Source organism: Amycolatopsis sp. VS8301801F10 (genome assembly GCF_046195355.1).
Lineage (GTDB): Bacteria > Actinomycetota > Actinomycetes > Mycobacteriales > Pseudonocardiaceae > Amycolatopsis.
On record NZ_CP176065.1, the window covers coordinates 3,678,613 to 3,694,585 of the forward strand.

13 protein-coding genes are annotated in these 15,973 nt (G+C 69.8%); 6 read left to right on the forward strand and 7 right to left on the reverse strand.

All coding sequences use genetic code 11. The features are described 5' to 3' along the window. Nucleotides 1-974: 974 nt before the first annotated feature. From F9C11_RS17500 to F9C11_RS17520, 5 genes are all read left to right on the forward strand, one after another. Nucleotides 975-1,814: a hypothetical protein gene (locus F9C11_RS17500; RefSeq protein ID WP_409185939.1), complete on the forward strand. Its 840-nt coding sequence runs from the start codon at nucleotides 975-977 to the stop codon at nucleotides 1,812-1,814. After that, complete coding sequence (locus F9C11_RS17505; RefSeq protein WP_409185940.1) at nucleotides 1,781-2,200, forward strand: SCO4402 family protein; 420 nt, start codon at nucleotides 1,781-1,783, stop codon at nucleotides 2,198-2,200. The genes F9C11_RS17500 and F9C11_RS17505 overlap by 34 nt, the downstream gene beginning before the upstream one ends. Before the next feature lie 150 nt (nucleotides 2,201-2,350). Continuing rightward, complete coding sequence (locus tag F9C11_RS17510) at nucleotides 2,351-2,605, forward strand: hypothetical protein (RefSeq protein ID WP_409185941.1); 255 nt, start codon at nucleotides 2,351-2,353, stop codon at nucleotides 2,603-2,605. A 619-nt stretch (nucleotides 2,606-3,224) separates the two neighbouring features. After that, entirely contained in the window at nucleotides 3,225-3,827 is a 603-nt protein-coding gene (locus F9C11_RS17515; protein ID WP_409185942.1) for a DUF3558 family protein, read from the forward strand. Between the two features lie 829 nt (nucleotides 3,828-4,656). After that, entirely contained in the window at nucleotides 4,657-4,923 is a 267-nt protein-coding gene (locus F9C11_RS17520; protein WP_409185943.1) for a hypothetical protein, read from the forward strand. A gap of 2 nt (nucleotides 4,924-4,925) precedes the next feature. Here F9C11_RS17520 and F9C11_RS17525 read toward each other — a convergent pair whose 3' ends face one another. After that, nucleotides 4,926-5,267 carry a hypothetical protein gene (locus tag F9C11_RS17525; protein WP_409185944.1) on the reverse strand — a complete coding sequence of 114 codons (342 nt, stop codon included), beginning with the start codon at nucleotides 5,265-5,267 and terminating at the stop codon, nucleotides 4,926-4,928. A gap of 29 nt (nucleotides 5,268-5,296) precedes the next feature. Between F9C11_RS17525 and F9C11_RS17530 the strand changes: the two genes are divergently transcribed. Beyond that, nucleotides 5,297-6,178 (forward strand): SDR family oxidoreductase, encoded by an 882-nt coding sequence (locus tag F9C11_RS17530; protein WP_409185945.1) that lies wholly within the window; start codon nucleotides 5,297-5,299, stop codon nucleotides 6,176-6,178. A gap of 6 nt (nucleotides 6,179-6,184) precedes the next feature. On the opposite strand, the gene F9C11_RS17535 is transcribed toward F9C11_RS17530, so the two are convergent. The 6 genes from F9C11_RS17535 to F9C11_RS17560 all read right to left on the reverse strand — a co-directional run bounded on the left by F9C11_RS17535 (nucleotide 6,185) and on the right by F9C11_RS17560 (nucleotide 15,832). Then, on the reverse strand, nucleotides 6,185-7,441 hold the full coding sequence (locus F9C11_RS17535; protein ID WP_409185946.1) for an aspartate aminotransferase family protein: 1,257 nt from the start codon (nucleotides 7,439-7,441) through the stop codon (nucleotides 6,185-6,187). A gap of 114 nt (nucleotides 7,442-7,555) precedes the next feature. Continuing rightward, the gene (locus F9C11_RS17540) at nucleotides 7,556-9,316 is read right to left on the reverse strand and encodes a hydantoinase B/oxoprolinase family protein (protein ID WP_409185947.1); all 1,761 of its coding nucleotides are present in this window, start codon (nucleotides 9,314-9,316) and stop codon (nucleotides 7,556-7,558) included. Between the two features lies 1 nt (nucleotide 9,317). Continuing rightward, a complete protein-coding gene (locus F9C11_RS17545; protein WP_409185948.1) occupies nucleotides 9,318-11,393 on the reverse strand; it encodes a hydantoinase/oxoprolinase family protein in 2,076 nt (691 codons plus the stop codon). A 37-nt stretch (nucleotides 11,394-11,430) separates the two neighbouring features. Continuing rightward, entirely contained in the window at nucleotides 11,431-13,038 is a 1,608-nt protein-coding gene (locus tag F9C11_RS17550) for a purine-cytosine permease family protein (protein WP_409185949.1), read from the reverse strand. Between the two features lie 272 nt (nucleotides 13,039-13,310). Continuing rightward, nucleotides 13,311-13,949 carry a response regulator gene (locus tag F9C11_RS17555; protein ID WP_409185950.1) on the reverse strand — a complete coding sequence of 213 codons (639 nt, stop codon included), beginning with the start codon at nucleotides 13,947-13,949 and terminating at the stop codon, nucleotides 13,311-13,313. Then, a complete protein-coding gene (locus F9C11_RS17560; protein WP_409185951.1) occupies nucleotides 13,946-15,832 on the reverse strand; it encodes an ATP-binding protein in 1,887 nt (628 codons plus the stop codon). The genes F9C11_RS17555 and F9C11_RS17560 overlap by 4 nt, the downstream gene beginning before the upstream one ends. Nucleotides 15,833-15,973: the final 141 nt, after the last annotated feature.

Below are 15,973 nucleotides of genomic sequence, written 5' to 3' on the forward strand. Positions count from 1 at the left end.
GACGCTGCGTTCGTTGTATCTGATCTTTCTCCGGCTGGTGGGTCTGCTGGTGTGGCTCGGGCGCTCGTTGGCGTGGAAGGACGTCGAGGTGCTGGCGCCTCGCCACGAGGTGGCCTTGCTGCGCAGGAACAACCCGAAACCTCGCCTGGACTCGGCCGACCTGGCAGTGATCGCTGCGTTGGCTGCCCCACGGGGCTGCGGCTGCACCGGTTGGTCACCCCGAACACGATCCTGCGCTGGCACCGGCGTCTGGTCGCCGGGAAGTGGGCATATCCACACCGAGCGGGTCGTCCGTCTGTTGGTGAGGCGCTCACCGAGTTGATCGAACGGGATAGCCACTGAGAGCCAGCACTGGGGGTACAAGAGGATTCAAGGTGAGTTGCTCAAGCTTGGGCGCCAGGTCGGTTCTTCGACGAACCGGCGGGCGCGGATACCTCCCGCGCCGGACCGGCAGAACGACGCGACCTTGCGGCAGTTTCTGCGCACACGGGGCTCGACGATGCTGGCCCGCGACGTCTTCCAGGTCGACTGTGCAGTCACCTTGAAGCGGATCTACGTGTTGTTCGTGTGGGAGGTCGGCAGCCGTTACGTCCACGCTCTCGGCACGACCACCCACCCGGACGGCGAGTGGACCACGGAACAGGTCCGAAGCCGCGCAGCAAGCGCAGGAAGCCGCCGCAAACGCGGCAAAAGCTGCCGCACTGGCTCGCAACGCCGCCGCAGAGGCGGCCGGATACGCGGCGCAAGCCGAACGGCACGCGTCGGCCGCCGCCGGCTACGCCGAGGCGGCAGGCCGATCCGCTCGCGAGGCACAGGAATCGGCCAAGAACGCCGTCGCCTCCGCCAAGGTCGCGCGCGACGCCTCGGCCACCGCTCAGCAAGCAGCCCGCGCTGCGGAGGCTTCCGCCGCTGCCGCGAGGACCTCGGCCGCTTGGGCTCGGGCCTCTGCCGTTGCGGCAGCCGATGCGGCGCGGGTGGCTCGGCGTGCTGCTGTCGAAGCCGGCCAGGACGCGGTGAAGGCAGGAGAGGCGGCCGCGCGTGCCGCGCAGTATTTTCTCGACCGGCATCGCGTCGAAAGCGCAAACCGCGTCAGCGGCGGCCCGGCCGATGAAGAATATGTCGATGCCGCCACCTATGAAAACGGGACGCAGCTGATCACGGCGGACGGAGTCTGCTACCTCAACGGCATCGCCTTGCCCGGAGGGTTGGGTGTCGGCTCGTGCACCGCTTTCGCGGCTGGATTCGATCGATGGATCGAGAATATCGACTACTTCATTGGCAAGCCGAGTCTTGACGACAAAGACTTGCCGGCCTTCTATCTGAAGGCGTACTGCAAGTTCGATCCGCGGACCTGCGGCTACGCCTTGACTGTGCAGAGCAGCCGCTACCCCGGGAAGGTCGTTGTCGGGCCCGAAAACGGGCCGGTCCTCGGCGGCGGCTTGGGCCGCCTCGCGAAGGGGCTCGGAAAGGTAGCCGGACCGGGCAGCAAGGGGGCCAGTTCGTGGATCGACCAGAGCAAGCTGAAGAACGTCCCCGGCCACTGGGGTGAGGGAATTCCGAACCAAAAGGGTGTCGGCACGCGGTGGTTCGATCCGGCGAACCCTAAGGGGACGACCCTCAGGATCGACAAGGGAAACCCGGCGCACAAGTATCCCTCGCAGCAGGTCGATCATGTTAGAGTCACCGAGAACGGCAAGATCATCGGACGGGGAGGCGAAGTTTTCCCGCCGGGAACAAAAGTGACTGATGTTTGGGAGCAGGCTCATATTCCGCTCGACGAGTGGATCACGTGGAGGTACTGGAATCGGCCATGAAAGAAGTTCGCTTCCCTGGTATCAGGACGCAGATCGTCTCCGCGATCGTCAGCTTGTCGGACCGTGCGTACCAGGAACGAGTGTGGATCCGGCACGAACTCCCGCGCCCGGATTACTACGATGAATTCGACTTGGCAGTGCACTCTCTCTTCGACGACTCGCCGATACTTCCCTCCCCTGCTCCGGGCTGCGTCGGAGAATTGATCTACGCCGACGAGGAAGTACCTCTCGCGCAGCTCGGTGAAATTCTCGGCCCGCTGATCGACGAACTCGGGGACGTCCCCGACGCCGAGTACCTCAACAGTGCACAGTGGCCGGAAGTTGTTCGGCGCGCGAAGGCTGTGCGCGAAATAATGGAACGAAATGATGAAGTGTTCGGTCATTGAGAAATTCGGCGACCATTCCGCTTGGCGATGTTGCGGTGCCTGTGGGTGCCGGGGACGCTGTCATAGGTTCTGACCGGCTGGTTCGTGGCGTGTGGGCGGGTGGTTGACGGGTGGCTGGTGCTGTGTGCGCGGCCTGCGGCCGCTGAGGGCATGGAGATCCTCGTGCTGCGTCATCAGCTGGCTGTGTTGCGGCGTCAGGTGACGCGGCCACATCTGCGCTGGGCTGATCGCGCTGTGTTGTCGGCGCTGGCGCGACTGCTGCCAAACTGGCGGCGGTTGACGTTGCTCGTCTCGCCACGGACGATCTTGCGATGGCCGCCCGTTGGTGCGACGTCGGTGGACCTGTCGGCACCGACCAGGGCTTCCGGCGGTCATGAACAGCTGAGCTTGATCCCGATTTGGTGAAGCGGGCACGACAGGTTGACGCGGAGCATCGTGCGCGGCATCAGTGTCCGGTTTCGGCGGAGGTTTTGCGAAAGGCGTTCGGAGTCGGAGCGAAACGTTCCCGGATGTTGACGCGGGTGGTCCGAGAGGAATGGCGCGACGGGCTTAGACCGGCTCCGGCGGTGATTGCCGGAGCCTGGCCGGTGTCCGCTGTCGCGCCAGAGCAGGTCAGCCGGTTCTGGTTGGCTGCGGTTCTGCCCGGACCGCTTTTGCGAATTGGTCATCGAGTCGTTCGGCGAGTTCCTCTATCTCGGCTTCGTCGAAATCCCTTTCCACCTCGTCGTCTTCATTCTCGTCGTCAGAGTACGAGCCGTAGAGCAAGTGGCAGCTGTGTAATCCCGTCGAGGAGGTCCTCGAGCAAGTCGTGCGCGGGCATGCGGGGTCGAGGAGCGTGATGCTCGCTGCGACTGCGTCCTCCTCACCAGGACGGCCCTGTTCGGTGCCAGAGCGCACCCCGATCGGCGTTCGGGCGCGCCTGCCAGCCGATCACGCGCTTCCGCCGACCGACCACTAGGCCCGCGGCTCGACCGGGACCGGTCCCGGCGGCATCGGGGACCCTGGCCGCGGCAGCGCTGATCGCATGATGAAGGAGCGGGTGTTCATGACGTGCGGCTGTGGCACCATATGGCGAGTTGGCATCGTGGTCCTGGCGGGGACCCTGGTTGCCGCGACCGTGAGCAGTTGCAGCGGCACACCGGCGCCGAGCACGACATCAGCGGTGAGCGCGAGCTCGGCTCCGGCGACCCTGCGGGACGCCGACCCATGCTCGTTCCTCGATCAATCCGTGGTGACCGCCAACGGACTCGTGCACGAACCGACGGGCACCGAACCGAACTCCCGCAACTGCTTTTGGACCTCGGATGCTTTCGCGGTCGGGATCCTCGTCCGGTGGGACCGCGAGATGCTCGTCGACTTCAGCGAGAACTACCCCTCGCTGGTCGGCACCGACGTGGACCTCGGCGGAAAGAAAGTCATCATGGCCAAGCGCACTGACAGGCCCACGTGCGGCGCGCAGGTCCTCGTCCCGGAGCCGGCCGCCGTCGAGATCAGCGTGACCTACCGGCCCCCCGATACTGCCGACACTGCTTGCGAGCGCCTCAAAACCATCGGCGGGACTGTGGTTCAGATGCTTCGCGATCAACGCCTGCTCGACGAACAATCGAGTTCACCGATCACGTCCTGAGGCACTTCTTGTGGTCGACAGGGGGTTGTCGCTAAGCGAGGGCGTGCCATACAGGTGAACAAGACGGCAGTGAAGAAGCTGAAGGACGGAGCGGTGAACCCCGCGAAAGGAAGGCAGAGCGTGCCTGCTCGCGTGGGTCGCTGCCTGTGCTCAGTCAGCAGCTGTCGCAGCCTCACGTGAGGCGAACCACCGGGCGAGTTGCGTGAGCCGGGCCATGGGAGGCACCGGCCGCGGCGGAGTTCGCGCCTCCGTGGGCGACGGGCTCTTCGGCTGCACCGGAGCCTGCGCCCGGTCCGGCGGACCCGCCGGCCCTGCCGCCCGTGCTCCCGCCGAGACCGCCCGGGCCGTTTCCGCGCAGGCCGCCGGTGGGCCCGAATCCGCCCGTGGGGCCGAAGCCAGCGACGTATCCCGGCGACGGGTTGCCGCTTGCGCCGGTGCTCGGCGGCGTGGGAGGCACCCAGCCCGGCCCGGTCTGGCGCTCGTATGCCGGCGGTGTCCATCCGGCTGTGGTTGTCCCGTCGCCGGGAACACCCGCAGGCTGACAGCGCGGCAGCCCAGCCTCGTCGGTGGCCGGCGAGTGGTGCTGCGCCGGAGCCGATGGTGGCGGAGGGGGAGCGAACGATTGCACCGGCCCGCTGGTGCCCGGAGCTGCCACGGATGCCTGGCGGCCGCGGGGATTGTCCGGACCAGCCCAGTGGTCGACCGGCTCCTTCGGTCGCGAGCTGAGGTCGACGTTGCCGTCGCCGAAGTCCTGCAGTTGCCCGTAGTCGATCTTCAAGTCCTGGCCCGCGGACTTCGCGGTCTCGCCTTTTCGCCTGCGCTGAGGCCGATGGAGACGTCCACGGTCCGCTGGTCGTTGATCTCGATGGTGACCTGGCAGAACGTGCGCTCATCGACGCACTCGGCGACACCGGCACGACCGACCTGCGCGGTCGGCCTGGACTACGAGCCGCATGGGGTCGCCGTCACCCGCGCCAACCTCGAGCTCGCGCGCGAACGTGGCCACGTTCACGACGCCGAGGTCGTGCACGGCGACGCGCGCCAGCTGCCGCACCTCCTGCCGGCCGGCACCGCGGGCAGGTCGCGCTCGTGGTGACCTCACCCCCCGCGCGGGCCGTCCACGCACGGGCAAGCCGTCACCGCCGGCGACCCAGCGGCGACGGCAAGGTGCACAAGTACCACCACCGCTACGGCAACGCGCTCGACCGCGGCAACCTCGCCAATGTCGGCCACCACCGCCTGCTGGCGGGGTCCACCCGCATCCTCACCGGGTGTGCGGCCGTGCTGCGCCCCGGCGGGCACGTCGCGATCACCGTGCGCCCGTGGTGCGAGCACTCCGAACTGATCGACCTGCCCGCGCAGATCATCGCTTGCGGTGTCGCCGCGCCTTCCCGTGCTGCCCGCCAGGATCGGCTCGGCCGTCTTCAGCGCCAACGTCACCACGCAGGAGGTGAGCAGCAGCCGCAGGATTGGCGCCGGTTTCTTGGACGCTGCCGATTCCGAGCCGGCTGGTCTTCACGCCGACGTTGGTGGACAACGGGAAAGATCCCGAGGCCTCAGTGCGTGGAGTGCTGGCTTGCCCGGCGAAGAATGCTGCGGACGAGTGGGAACGGGACACGCCGTTCGATCTTCGCAGCGTGGGGCCGGGTGAGAGCGTCCGGCTTAAGCTGGGCAGCGCTGAGTTGCGGCCGCGCGATGGGGCCGGGGTCGAGCATCGTGAACGTCGCCAGCGTGCTGGGGCTGATCAAATCCTCTGTCCCGCAAGCCGCGTACGCCGCGAGCAAGGCCTGGCTCAGCAGTGGTCCGGCCGCAAGGGAATTCGCGTCAACGCGCTCGCGCCGGGCTGCTTCCAGAGCGAGATGACCGCGGAAGTGCCGAGCGAGGGGCTGGCGGAGTTCATCCGCTCCACGAGCCCGCTCGCCCGGAGGGGAGAACAACACGAGCTGGACGCGGCGATGCTCTTCCTCGCCTCGCCCGCGTCCGGCTACGTCACCGGCACGACGCTCGGGTCGACGGCGGGATGTCCATGCGCTGGCCGCCGGCAGGTCCGTCTACTGTGGACGTACGTGCCCAGCGGTCGGCGACCGAACTCGAATACGTCCCACGACGGTCCGGATTGGACATTCGACGTCGCCGGATACGCGAGGACCAGCGAGCTCGGCATGGCTCGGCCGGTTTCGGCCCGGTCGGATGCAGATCGACAGGGCGAGGTTTCCGCCCGCGCTGTCGCTCCGTTCAGAGTGCCCACGACGAACCCACCGCCGCGCGACCGCGCGATCGAGGAACGATGTCAGGGGCAGGGTTCGAACGACAACGACGGCGGTGGCATCCGCGGCCCTTTCTCAAGATAGGCGGAGCTACAGCCGGCGGAGCACCTTGTCGAGCGCCTCCGCGGTCGCCTCGATGTGGGCTGGGGTGTGGGCGGCGGAAAGGAAGACTTTTCCCGAGGGCAGGAACAGGAAGCCTCGGCGCAGCATCCCGTCGAGGATCAGGCCCCAGAGGCCACCGGTTCCGTGCAGGCCGGTGGCGCCGCCGTCGGGGACGTACTGCAGGAGCGAGCCGACCCGGTTGAGGCTGCCCCGGCCCGGCGCGGAAGCGAGCACGGAGCCGACGGCGCGCTCGAACTCCGAGGAAACGCGTTCGAGGGTTTCGTAGACCTCGGGGTCGGCGAGCGCGCGCATGGTCGCCTCGACCGCGGCCAACGCGACGGGATTGGCGTTGAAGGTCCCGGCGTGGACGACACCCGTGGTGACCTGGTCGATCAAGTCCGCGCGTCCGACGACGGCGCTTTGGGTGAATCCTCCGGCGACGGCTTTGCCGAACACGGACAGGTCCGGGTGCACGCGGTATTTCTCGGCGGCGCCGCCCCGGGCGATCCGGAACCCGGCGATCACCTCGTCGAAGACGAGGACGACGCCGTGGCGGTCGCACAGGGACCGGAGCGTGGGCAGGAAGTCCGCCGACGGGGCTTCGACGCCGCCGTTGCTCATGATCGGGTCGACGAGCACCGCCGCGATGTCGCGTTCCGCGGCTTCGGCGAGCAGGCGTTCGGCCATCGCGACGTCGTTGAAGCGCGCCACGACGAGGTCGTCGAGCACGCTGGGCGTCTGGCCCTTGGACGCCGGTGCGGGAGCCCGGTCGACGTCGGACTCGGCAAGACCGGCGTACACGCTGTCGTGCCAGCCGTGGTAGCTCCTCGCGAACTTCACCACCCGCCGCCGCCCCGTCGCCGCCCGCGCCAGACGCAACGCCACCTGAACGGCCTCGGTGCCGGTGTTGCTCCACAGCAGCCGCTCCCCGTGCGGCACCGCGTCCAGGACCGCCTCCGCGGCGAGGTATTCGAGTTCGTGGCCGGTGCCGACGACCTGCATCCGGGCCGCGGCCGCGCACGCTGCCTCGACGATGCGGGGGTCGCCGTGGCCGAGGAGCATCGGTCCCCACGCCATCACGTAGTCGACGTAGCGGTCGCCGTCGAGGTCCCATACGTGCGCACCGCGTGCTTCGCGGACGTAGAGCGGATGCGGCCGCATCGCGAGGCGCAGAACCGACGCCACCCCGCCGCCGATGCTGCGCTGGGCTCGGGCAAAGGCCAGGCGTGAACTTTCCAGTGCCATCAGGAAATCCCTCCTCGGGAGTCGAGACCGAAGCAAGCGCCGAGATCGGAGTCGAAGTGGGTCGCGCCGTGGCCAACAGCGATCCCGCGAGGGTCGTTGGCCACGGCGCGGCGCTCACCCTGCTCCCAGCGCGGCCCGCCGTCGCTGTGTCGCCTCGTGGTCGACCCGGGGTTGCTCGCCCACGATGACCACGCCGTACACCTCTGCCGCGGCGTCGCGGCTGACGTAGCCCTCGGCGACGTCGTGGAGAACCGCGTCGGCGTCGCGGGAGCGCGGGTCGCCGAATCCGCCGCCGCCCGCGGTCGTGTTGAGCACGTACTGGCCCGGCTGGAGCGCGATCGCGCCGGTGCCCGGAAGTTCGGTGACCTCGCCGGTCGCGTGGCGGAGCGCGGCCGCGGCCGTGGCGCCGGGCCCGCCGCCGTGGATGCCGTTCGGCGGCGATTCGTGGGCGTCGAGCGTCCACACGACATCGACCGGGTTCCCGCGGGCCGTGTAGGCCAGCTCCATCGCGTTGGCCCCCCGGTGCTTCCCGGGTCCGCCGGAGTCGGGAAGCAGGCGGACGTAGTCGAACTGGACCGGGTACTTCTGCTCGTTGATCTCGATCGAGTCCCGGTACAGCAGGCCGGCGCAGACCGGCAGGATCCAGGTCAGCCACCCGTCGCAGTCCCGCGAGGCGGGTCCGCCGTTGTTGGCGACGAACATCTGGTTCACGAACGGCATGCCGGTCCGCCAGTCGGTCCCGGAGATGACGCCCATGCCCGGGCCCATCCCGGTGCCGCCCTCGGCGACGCCGTGGCCGGTGCCGGCTTCGCCGAGGGCCGACTGGGCGAGGTTGACCAGCCGGTCCGCGACGTTCGTGGTGGCCATGGAGGCGGAGGTCGGGTGCCGGGGGATCCCGACGACGCAGTTCTCGCGCAGGAGGACCTCGACGCGGCGGAAGGCCCCGGCGTTGTGCGGCACGGTCGGGTCGATGTTGTTGAACAGCCCGGCGATCGCCATGTTCGTCGCCGTCGAGCGCGTCATGTTCAGTCCGGCCGGAACGCAGTCGGGGTTGTCGCGCAGGTCGATGGTGACCCGTCCGGCCTCCGCGTCCACTGTCAGGTCCACCTTGAGCGGGATCGGGGGCAGCGGCCCGACGCTGTCGTGCTGCCCGCGCCGGACGTAGCGCCCGGACGGCAGCGCCGAGATCGCCGCGGTCATCCGGCGCTCGGAATAGTCGAACCATTCGGCGACGAACTGCCGGATCAGCTCCAGGCCGTAGGCGTCGACGAGTTCCTTGAGCCGGCGTTCGCCGGTCCGTGCCGCGCCCAGCGTCGCGAGGTAGTCGCCGTACCACTGGTCGGGCACCCGGATCCGCCTGCGGCACATCTCGATGACGTCGGAGATGTCCTCGCGGTCGCGCTGGACCTGCACGCACGGGAAGTTGAGGGCGCCTTCCTCGTAGACGTCCTTCGCCATCGCGAAATAGGTCGTGGGCATGCTGTTGCCGATGTCGGCTTGGTGGGACTTGGCGACGGCGGTGAAGAGGTGCGTGTCGCCGACGAACACCGGCACCATGATCGTGTGGTCGGCGTGGTGCGAGCCGCCGACGTAGGGATCGTTGTCCAGGTAGGCGTCGCCGTCGCGGAGGTCGGGGTGCCGGCGGCGCAGTTCGGCGGTCTGCAGATGCGCGCCGAAGATGTGCACCGGCAGACCTTCGGCGGAGGCGAGCAGTTCGTCCTCGCCGGTGACGATCGAGCAGGAGAAGTCCCGTGCGACGGCGATGACCGAGGAGCGGCCGGCGCGCAGCAGCGTGCTGGTCATTTCGCGGACGATCGTGTCGAGCCGGTTGGCGATGACCGCCATCTGAGCGGGGTCGAGGTTCCCGGATGTCATGTCAGACCTCCACGAGGTAGTTGCCGGCGGACGTGATGTGCAGGCGGGCGCCAGGCGGCACGACGAGGGTGCTGGTCGGTTCCTCGACGATGAGCGGGCCCGCGAGGACCGTGCCGGGCGGGCGCGACCCACCGGCGACGACGGTCGTGTCGTGCCACGCGCCGTCGAAGTAGGCGGGTTTGACGCGGTCCGCGCCCGCGCGGACGGTTTCGAGGCCGTCGCGGCGGTCGGTGACCGCGGCGACCGCGCGGCTTCCGACCGGGGCGCGCAGCCGTGCCTTCCAGGTCAGGCACTCCACCGGCGCACCGGGCTCCTTCACCGCGAAGACGCGCTCGTGGGCCTCGTCGAAGGCCTGCCGGAGCGCGGCTAGGCCGTCGGCGTCGTCGATCTGGGCGCCGACCGGTACTTCCAGTTCCCAGACCTGGTAGGCGTAGCGGGCCTCGACGAGGTGGTCGACGGCGATGCCGTCGATGCCGCGCTCGCGCAGTCCGGCGGCGAACTCGTCCGCGCGCTCGTCGAGTCCTTTGAGGACGCTGTTCACCGCCTCGAAGTCCCAGGCCCTGGTGTCGGCGAACTGGCTGGCGGTGAACTCCGCGACGATGTCGGAGAACTGCCCGCCGGTCGCGCTGAGCGCGCCGGCCGATCGCGGCATCAGCACCGAGGAACAGCCGAGCGCGCGCACGATCGCCGCGATTCCCAGACCGGCGGCTCCACCGCCTGCGACGACCAGCGCCCGCGCGGGATCGACGCCCTCGTTGATGGTGATGTCCTGGATCGCGCCGACCATGTGCTCGTTCGCGACGGTCAGGACGGACTCCGCGGTCTTCTCCCGGCTGAGCCCGAGCGTCGCGGCGAGTCCGTCGACCGCGGCGTCGGCGGCGGCGCGGTCGAGCGGCATGCGGCCGCCGAGGAACGTGTCCGGGTCGAGGTAGCCCAGGACGCACGCGGCGTCGCTGACGGTCGGCTCGGTTCCGCCGCGGCCGTAGCAGGCCGGGCCGGGATCGGCGCCCGCGCTGCGCGGGCCGACGCGCAGGAGCCCGCCGTCGTCGACCCACGCGATCGAGCCGCCGCCGGATCCGATCGAGCGGATGTCGACCGAGGCCGTTCCGGTCAGGTGCCCGAGATACTTCGGGCCCAGCCAGGTCTCGTTGGTGAAGGCGACCGCCCCGGCCCGGACGAGCGAGACGTCGAAGCTCGTCCCGCCGGTGTCGCAGACGATCACGTCGCGGCGGTCGTTCTCGGCGCGGGCGAACGTCAGCCCTGCCACCGGGGCCATCGAGGGCCCGGAGCGGACGGTGTCGACGGGCCGGGCCGCGGCGTCGGGCAGGTGCAGCACGCCGCCGAACGAGGTCGCGACCATGAGTTCCCCGCGGAACCCGGCGCCGGCGAGATCCTCGGCGATGGCGGACAGGTGCGCGCTCATCATCGGTTTGAGGGAGGCGTCGATCGCGGCGGTCGAGGCTCGCCGGTACTCCCGGACGATCGGGTTGACCTCGTGCGAGAGCGTGTAGGGGACCCCGGGCAGCTCCTCGGAGACCAGCTCGCCGACCCGGCGTTCGTGCGCGCCGTTGACGATCGACCAGAGCAGGCAGACCGCGACGGCTTCCACGTTCTGCGCGCGCAGCCGGCGGAGGATGTCCCGGACCGCGTCCTCGTCCAGGCGCCGCACGACGTCGCCCTCGGAATCGATGCGTTCCGGGATTTCGCGGGTGAGCGCGCGGGGCACGTAGGGCTCGGGATAGCGCACGCTGAGGTCGAATCCGTCGTGCTTGCCGCCCTCGCGCAGCACCAGGATGTCCGGGAATCCCTCGGTGACCAGCAGCGCCGTGCGGGCGGTGCGGCCCTCGAGGATGGCGTTGGTCGAGCGGGTCGTCGAGTAGACGAACACGGCCGTGTCCGCGAGCAACTGCTCGGCGGTGATGCCCAATTCGGCAGCCGCGACCTCGACGCCTCCGCGCACGCCGTCGAAGGCTCGCTCGCGGGTCGGCGCCTTGCCGATCGTGAGGCGGCCGTCGTCGTCGGTCACGACCACGTCGGTGAAGGTGCCGCCGGTGTCGACGGTGATCTTGTAGGGCACTGGTCCAGTCCTTTCAGCAGGTGTTCGGAGCGGCCGGTCAGGCAGTGCGTTCGCCGGCGCGACGGGCGGCGCGGACGAAGTCGGCGGATTCCGCGGCGCAGCCCGCACAGATCGCGGCCAGGCCGGCGGACGGGTCGCGGTCCATCTCGATGGCGGTGTAGGAGAGCCGGCAGGCGTGGCACCGGATCCGGGCGCCCCAGGCGTCGTCGACCTCGTCGCGCGGGTCGTCGCCGCGACGCAGCAACGGCGACCGTCCGACCCGCAACCCGACGGCGTACAGGAGCGCGGCGAGGATGCAGGTGATCGCCGGCGCGAGGGTCGTGTACCAGGCGCCGGGACGGCCGAATTCGGTCAGCACGATCCCGGTCAGCGATGCGAGAAGCCAGGCCGCGAGGCCGGGCAGCACGTTGCGGAGCCGTCCGGGGCGGAACTCGGGGACGCCGTCGCGGTCCCCTCGGGCCAGCGCGATGTGGGCGAGGGCGATGGCGACCCAGGCGACGACGAACACGCCCTGCCACGCCAGTGCGGTCAGCAGAGAGGACAGCACGTCGGTGAGCATGAAGGCGAAGACGATCACGCCGGCGATCACCGACCAGGCGATCCGGGGCCAGCGCAGCCGCAGGGCTCGTTCGCCGAAGGCCTCCAGGTTCGTCGAGGCGACGTAGTAGTTCGCCGTGTTGATCCTGGTCTGGCTGACGAGGATCAACACCAGCCCGGCGACGCCGAGGGTGCCGAGCACCGCGTCGATGACACCGGTCTCCGAGGCCGCCCGCCCGGGCAGGACGGCGGTGGTCACGAAGATGCCGATGACGCCGTTGAGCACGAAGGTGCCCAAGTAGTAAGGGATTCCGAAGGTGACCCGCGAGTGGAACCGCGCGTCCGCCGGGCGTCCCAGGCGGGCGTAGTCGACGGCGAACATCATCACGACCCAGGTCCCCATGTAGACCATGAAGGCGGTGACCCAGCCGGGAAGCGCGAGCCCGGCCGGCGTCGGCGTGGCGGCCAGGCCGGACGCGAATCCGTGCTGGACGCCGGCGGCGAGCACCAGCGCGACCAGCCCGGCGAGATAGAGGGGGAGCAGCACTCCGTTGAGCCGGTCGAGCCAGCGCTGGACTCCGCCGATCACGAGCGGGACGGCATAAAGGACCACGATCGCGTACCAGACGCGGATGTCGCTGGCCGGTGCGAACCACCGCTGCAGGGCGACCGCGATCACCGAGCCCTCGAAGACCGCGTAGTAGATCGCGGTGGCGCCGAGCAGGAGCGGGGCGAGGCCGCCGCCGAGGTAACCGAACAGGCGCCGCGACAGCAGAGCGACGGTGAGCCCGGAACGGATGGCGTAGCGGACCAGCACGGCCTGAACGAGTCCGAAGACCACTGAGGCGAGGACCATGCCGATGACGGCGTTCGCGCGGCCGACGGCTTGGGCCACCGAAACCGCTACGTAGAGCCAAAACATCGCGCTGAAGGTCGCCAGCCACGCCATCGACAGCGACGTGCGGCCTGCCCGGCCGGTCAGCGGCACGACATGGGTCGCGTAGTCCTGGGTCGCGGCCTGCTTGACCACTGCGGGGTCGTCGGTGCGGGTGATCTGGAGCGGAGGTCTGACGGAGTGTTCGGTCTCCGGGAAGGAATCGGCAGACATGAGCAGTCCTCGGATGGCCATGGTCGTCCGCTGCGGGCGGGCCGCGGCGGACACGACCGGACGGGCCGCCGTCGACTAGGCGGCGACGCTGCGAACCGGCGCATGCGGTTCCGGCGACCGGGCCGCTGGGGGTGGGCGTGCCGTCGATCACCGCGGACAACGCTACGAGCGACCGTTGTGACCTGGGTCATCCCGGCGGACGGTCTTCGGGAGGAGATCGCTCCGGCTGTCCGGAGGAGGAAGGCATCCTCCAGGCAGCCGGTGCCAGGGGATCAGTCGAGCAGGCCGCGCCGGATCGCCGCGGCCACCGCGGACGCCCGATCGTTCACGCCGAGCTTCTCGTAGGCGTGCTGAAGATGAGTCTTGACCGTCGTCACGCCGACGAAGAGTTCGGCGGCGATGTCCTTGATCGCTGTTCCTTCGGCGGCGAGCCGCAGTACGTCGCGCTCGCGTTCGGTCAGCGGCGGCTGCTCTTGCCGCCGCGCCTGTCGCCGGAGTTCCTCGGCCAGGCCCGTCTGCAGCTCGGGCGGGATGACGGTAGCCCCGCCGGCGACCGCGAGAACGGTCTCGGCGACAGTTTCCCCGGAGACGACCTTCATCAGGTAGGCGCGAGCGCCGGCGGCCAGGGCTCGGTAGACCGTCGCGCTGTCCTCGTAGGCGGAGACGATCACGCATCGCGACGGCAGTCCCTCGCGTACGCACTGCTCGATGATTTCGATTCCGTCGGCCCCGGGGAGCATGAGGTCGAGCACTGCGACGTCAGGTTCGGTCCGGCGAAGCAGTTCGAGCGCGCCCACGCCGTCCCCCGACACGCCGACGACCTCGATTTCGGGACGGCTTCCCAGCTGGGCGGCCAGCCCGTCGCGATAGACGGGGTGGTCGTCCGCGAGCAACACCCGCACCAGGTTCATCCGCGGCTCTCCTGGGTCAGTTCGCTGATCGTGCGGACGAGCGCACGCAGGTCGACGGGCTTGGTCAGATACGCGGCCGCCCCGGCCTCGGCGAGCCGGGTGATGCGCGGCCCGAGCGCATCGGCCGACACTACGACAACCGGGATCGCCGCCGTCTCCGGCTGGGCACGGAGCCGGGCGAGGACCGTCTCTCCGTCGGCATCCGGGAGGTGCAGGTCCAGCAGGACGATGTCGGGCCGGGCCACGCGTGCGAGCGCGACGCCGTCGGCCGCGGTCCTCGCACAGGCCAGCTCGGCGACGCGCTGCCGCTCGAGCACCCCTCTCACGAGCTCGACGTTGGCGTCGGCGTCCTCGATGTAGAGCACGCGCACCGAGGACAGGTCGGCGAGCGGCTCGTCAGGCCCGGCGTCCGCGGCGTCGTGCTGCGGCCGCACGCCGGGGGCGATCGGCAGCTCGAGGAAGAACACGCTTCCGCGGCCCGGTTTCGCTCGCTCGACCCCCAGCCTTCCGCCCATTGCCTCGGCCAGGGCGCGGGAAAGGGTCAGGCCCAAGCCGGTCCCTTCCACCTCGGTCCCGCCGGCGTCGAGGCGCTCGAAGGGGGCGAAGACCCGTTCGGTCTCTTCGGCGGTCAGCCCTCGGCCGGTGTCGGTGACGAGGAACCGGATCCGTCCTTCGCCGGCGCGGAAGGACGCGGTCACCATGCCGTCCGGGCGGTTGTATTTCACCGCGTTGCTGAGCAGGTTCAGCAGCACTTGCGCGAGCCGGCGCCGGTTGGCCACGACGGCGGTGTCGAGGCCTCCGTGGAAGTCCCGGGCGAGGGTGATCCCGCGGGCCTCCGCCAGCGGCCGCACGAGGACCAGCGCCTCCTGGAAGGCCTCGACCGCGCCGACCGGCTCGACCTCGACGTCGAGCCCGACGTGCTCGGTGGTGGTGATGTCGAGGACCTCGTTGATGAGGTTCAGCAGGTGATGGCCCGCCTGCACGATGCGGTGCGCCCGGTCGGCCTGCTCGCCCCGCAGGTCCAGTTCCAGCAGCTGCCCGAAACCCAGGATCGAGTTGAGCGGCGTGCGCAGCTCGTGGCTCATCCGGGACAGGAACTCCGTCTTCGCCGCGTTGGCGCGCTCCGCCTCGTCGCGAGCGAGGCGAACGGCCTGCTCGGCGTGGCTGCGGTCGGTGATGTCGGTCGAGATGCCGCCGACCGCGTACGGCCGGCCGTCCTCGCCGATCAGCGGGAACTTCGTCGACAGGTAGATCGTGTCTCCCGGGACCGGCTCCTCGAACATCATGCTTCTGGCCGCGTCGAGAACGCGCTGGTCGTTGGCGTGATAGGTGCGGCCGAGCCGGGCGCCGAAGATGTCGTCGTCGGTCATCCCGACGACGTCCTCCCGGCGGACCCCGGTGGCTTTCTCGAACGAGCTGTTGATCAGCAGGTAACGCCCGTCGGCCCCCTTGAGGTAGATGAGCGCGTCGACCGCGTCCGCGATCGCCTGCATCATCTGCTCGCTTTCCCAGAGCGCACGATCCGCACGGGAGCGCGACGCGGCGACGTCGAGCTGCACGAGCACCAGCCCGGCGCACTCTTCGGATCGCAACCGATCGACGCGCAGGACCGCGTGGACGACATCGCCGCCAGCACCGGCGAGAGACACCTTGTGCGGTCCGCTGCCGGACGCGAGCGCGTCGACGGGCAGCTCTGGGAACAGCTCGCTCAGGCACGCACCCGTGGGAACGGGACGGCCGAGCAGCTCGCTGAACGCCGTGCTGGCGGCAACAACCTCGGCGCCGTCCGGGCCGTGGCGCACGATCAACGACGGCGCGACCGCGAGCTCAGCCAGCTCAGCGGCCGCCGGCGGTACCCCGTTGGATCGGCGCGACACGTCCACAGCCGGAGATCCTAGGCGCACTTCGGCGGCGCGTCGGTCCATGACATCGCCGGGTGGTTGCCATGAGGTCGGCGTGTTCGTCGGCGGCGTAGTCGCGCGGGAGGTCGTGGAGCCGTCGCATCCGAGGCAGGAGCAGGGGCG

Excerpts from the sequence above, each read along its gene's own strand:
- F9C11_RS17510 (WP_409185941.1), top strand. The coding sequence starts at position 2,351 with ATGGAGATCCTCGTGCTGCGTCATCAGCTGGCTGTGTTGCGGCGTCAG.
- F9C11_RS17515 (WP_409185942.1), top strand. The coding sequence starts at position 3,225 with ATGATGAAGGAGCGGGTGTTCATGACGTGCGGCTGTGGCACCATATGG.
- F9C11_RS17520 (WP_409185943.1), top strand. The coding sequence starts at position 4,657 with ATGGAGACGTCCACGGTCCGCTGGTCGTTGATCTCGATGGTGACCTGG.
- F9C11_RS17535 (WP_409185946.1), bottom strand. The coding sequence starts at position 7,441 with ATGGCACTGGAAAGTTCACGCCTGGCCTTTGCCCGAGCCCAGCGCAGC.
- F9C11_RS17540 (WP_409185947.1), bottom strand. The coding sequence starts at position 9,316 with ATGACATCCGGGAACCTCGACCCCGCTCAGATGGCGGTCATCGCCAAC.
- F9C11_RS17550 (WP_409185949.1), bottom strand. The coding sequence starts at position 13,038 with ATGTCTGCCGATTCCTTCCCGGAGACCGAACACTCCGTCAGACCTCCG.
- F9C11_RS17555 (WP_409185950.1), bottom strand. The coding sequence starts at position 13,949 with ATGAACCTGGTGCGGGTGTTGCTCGCGGACGACCACCCCGTCTATCGC.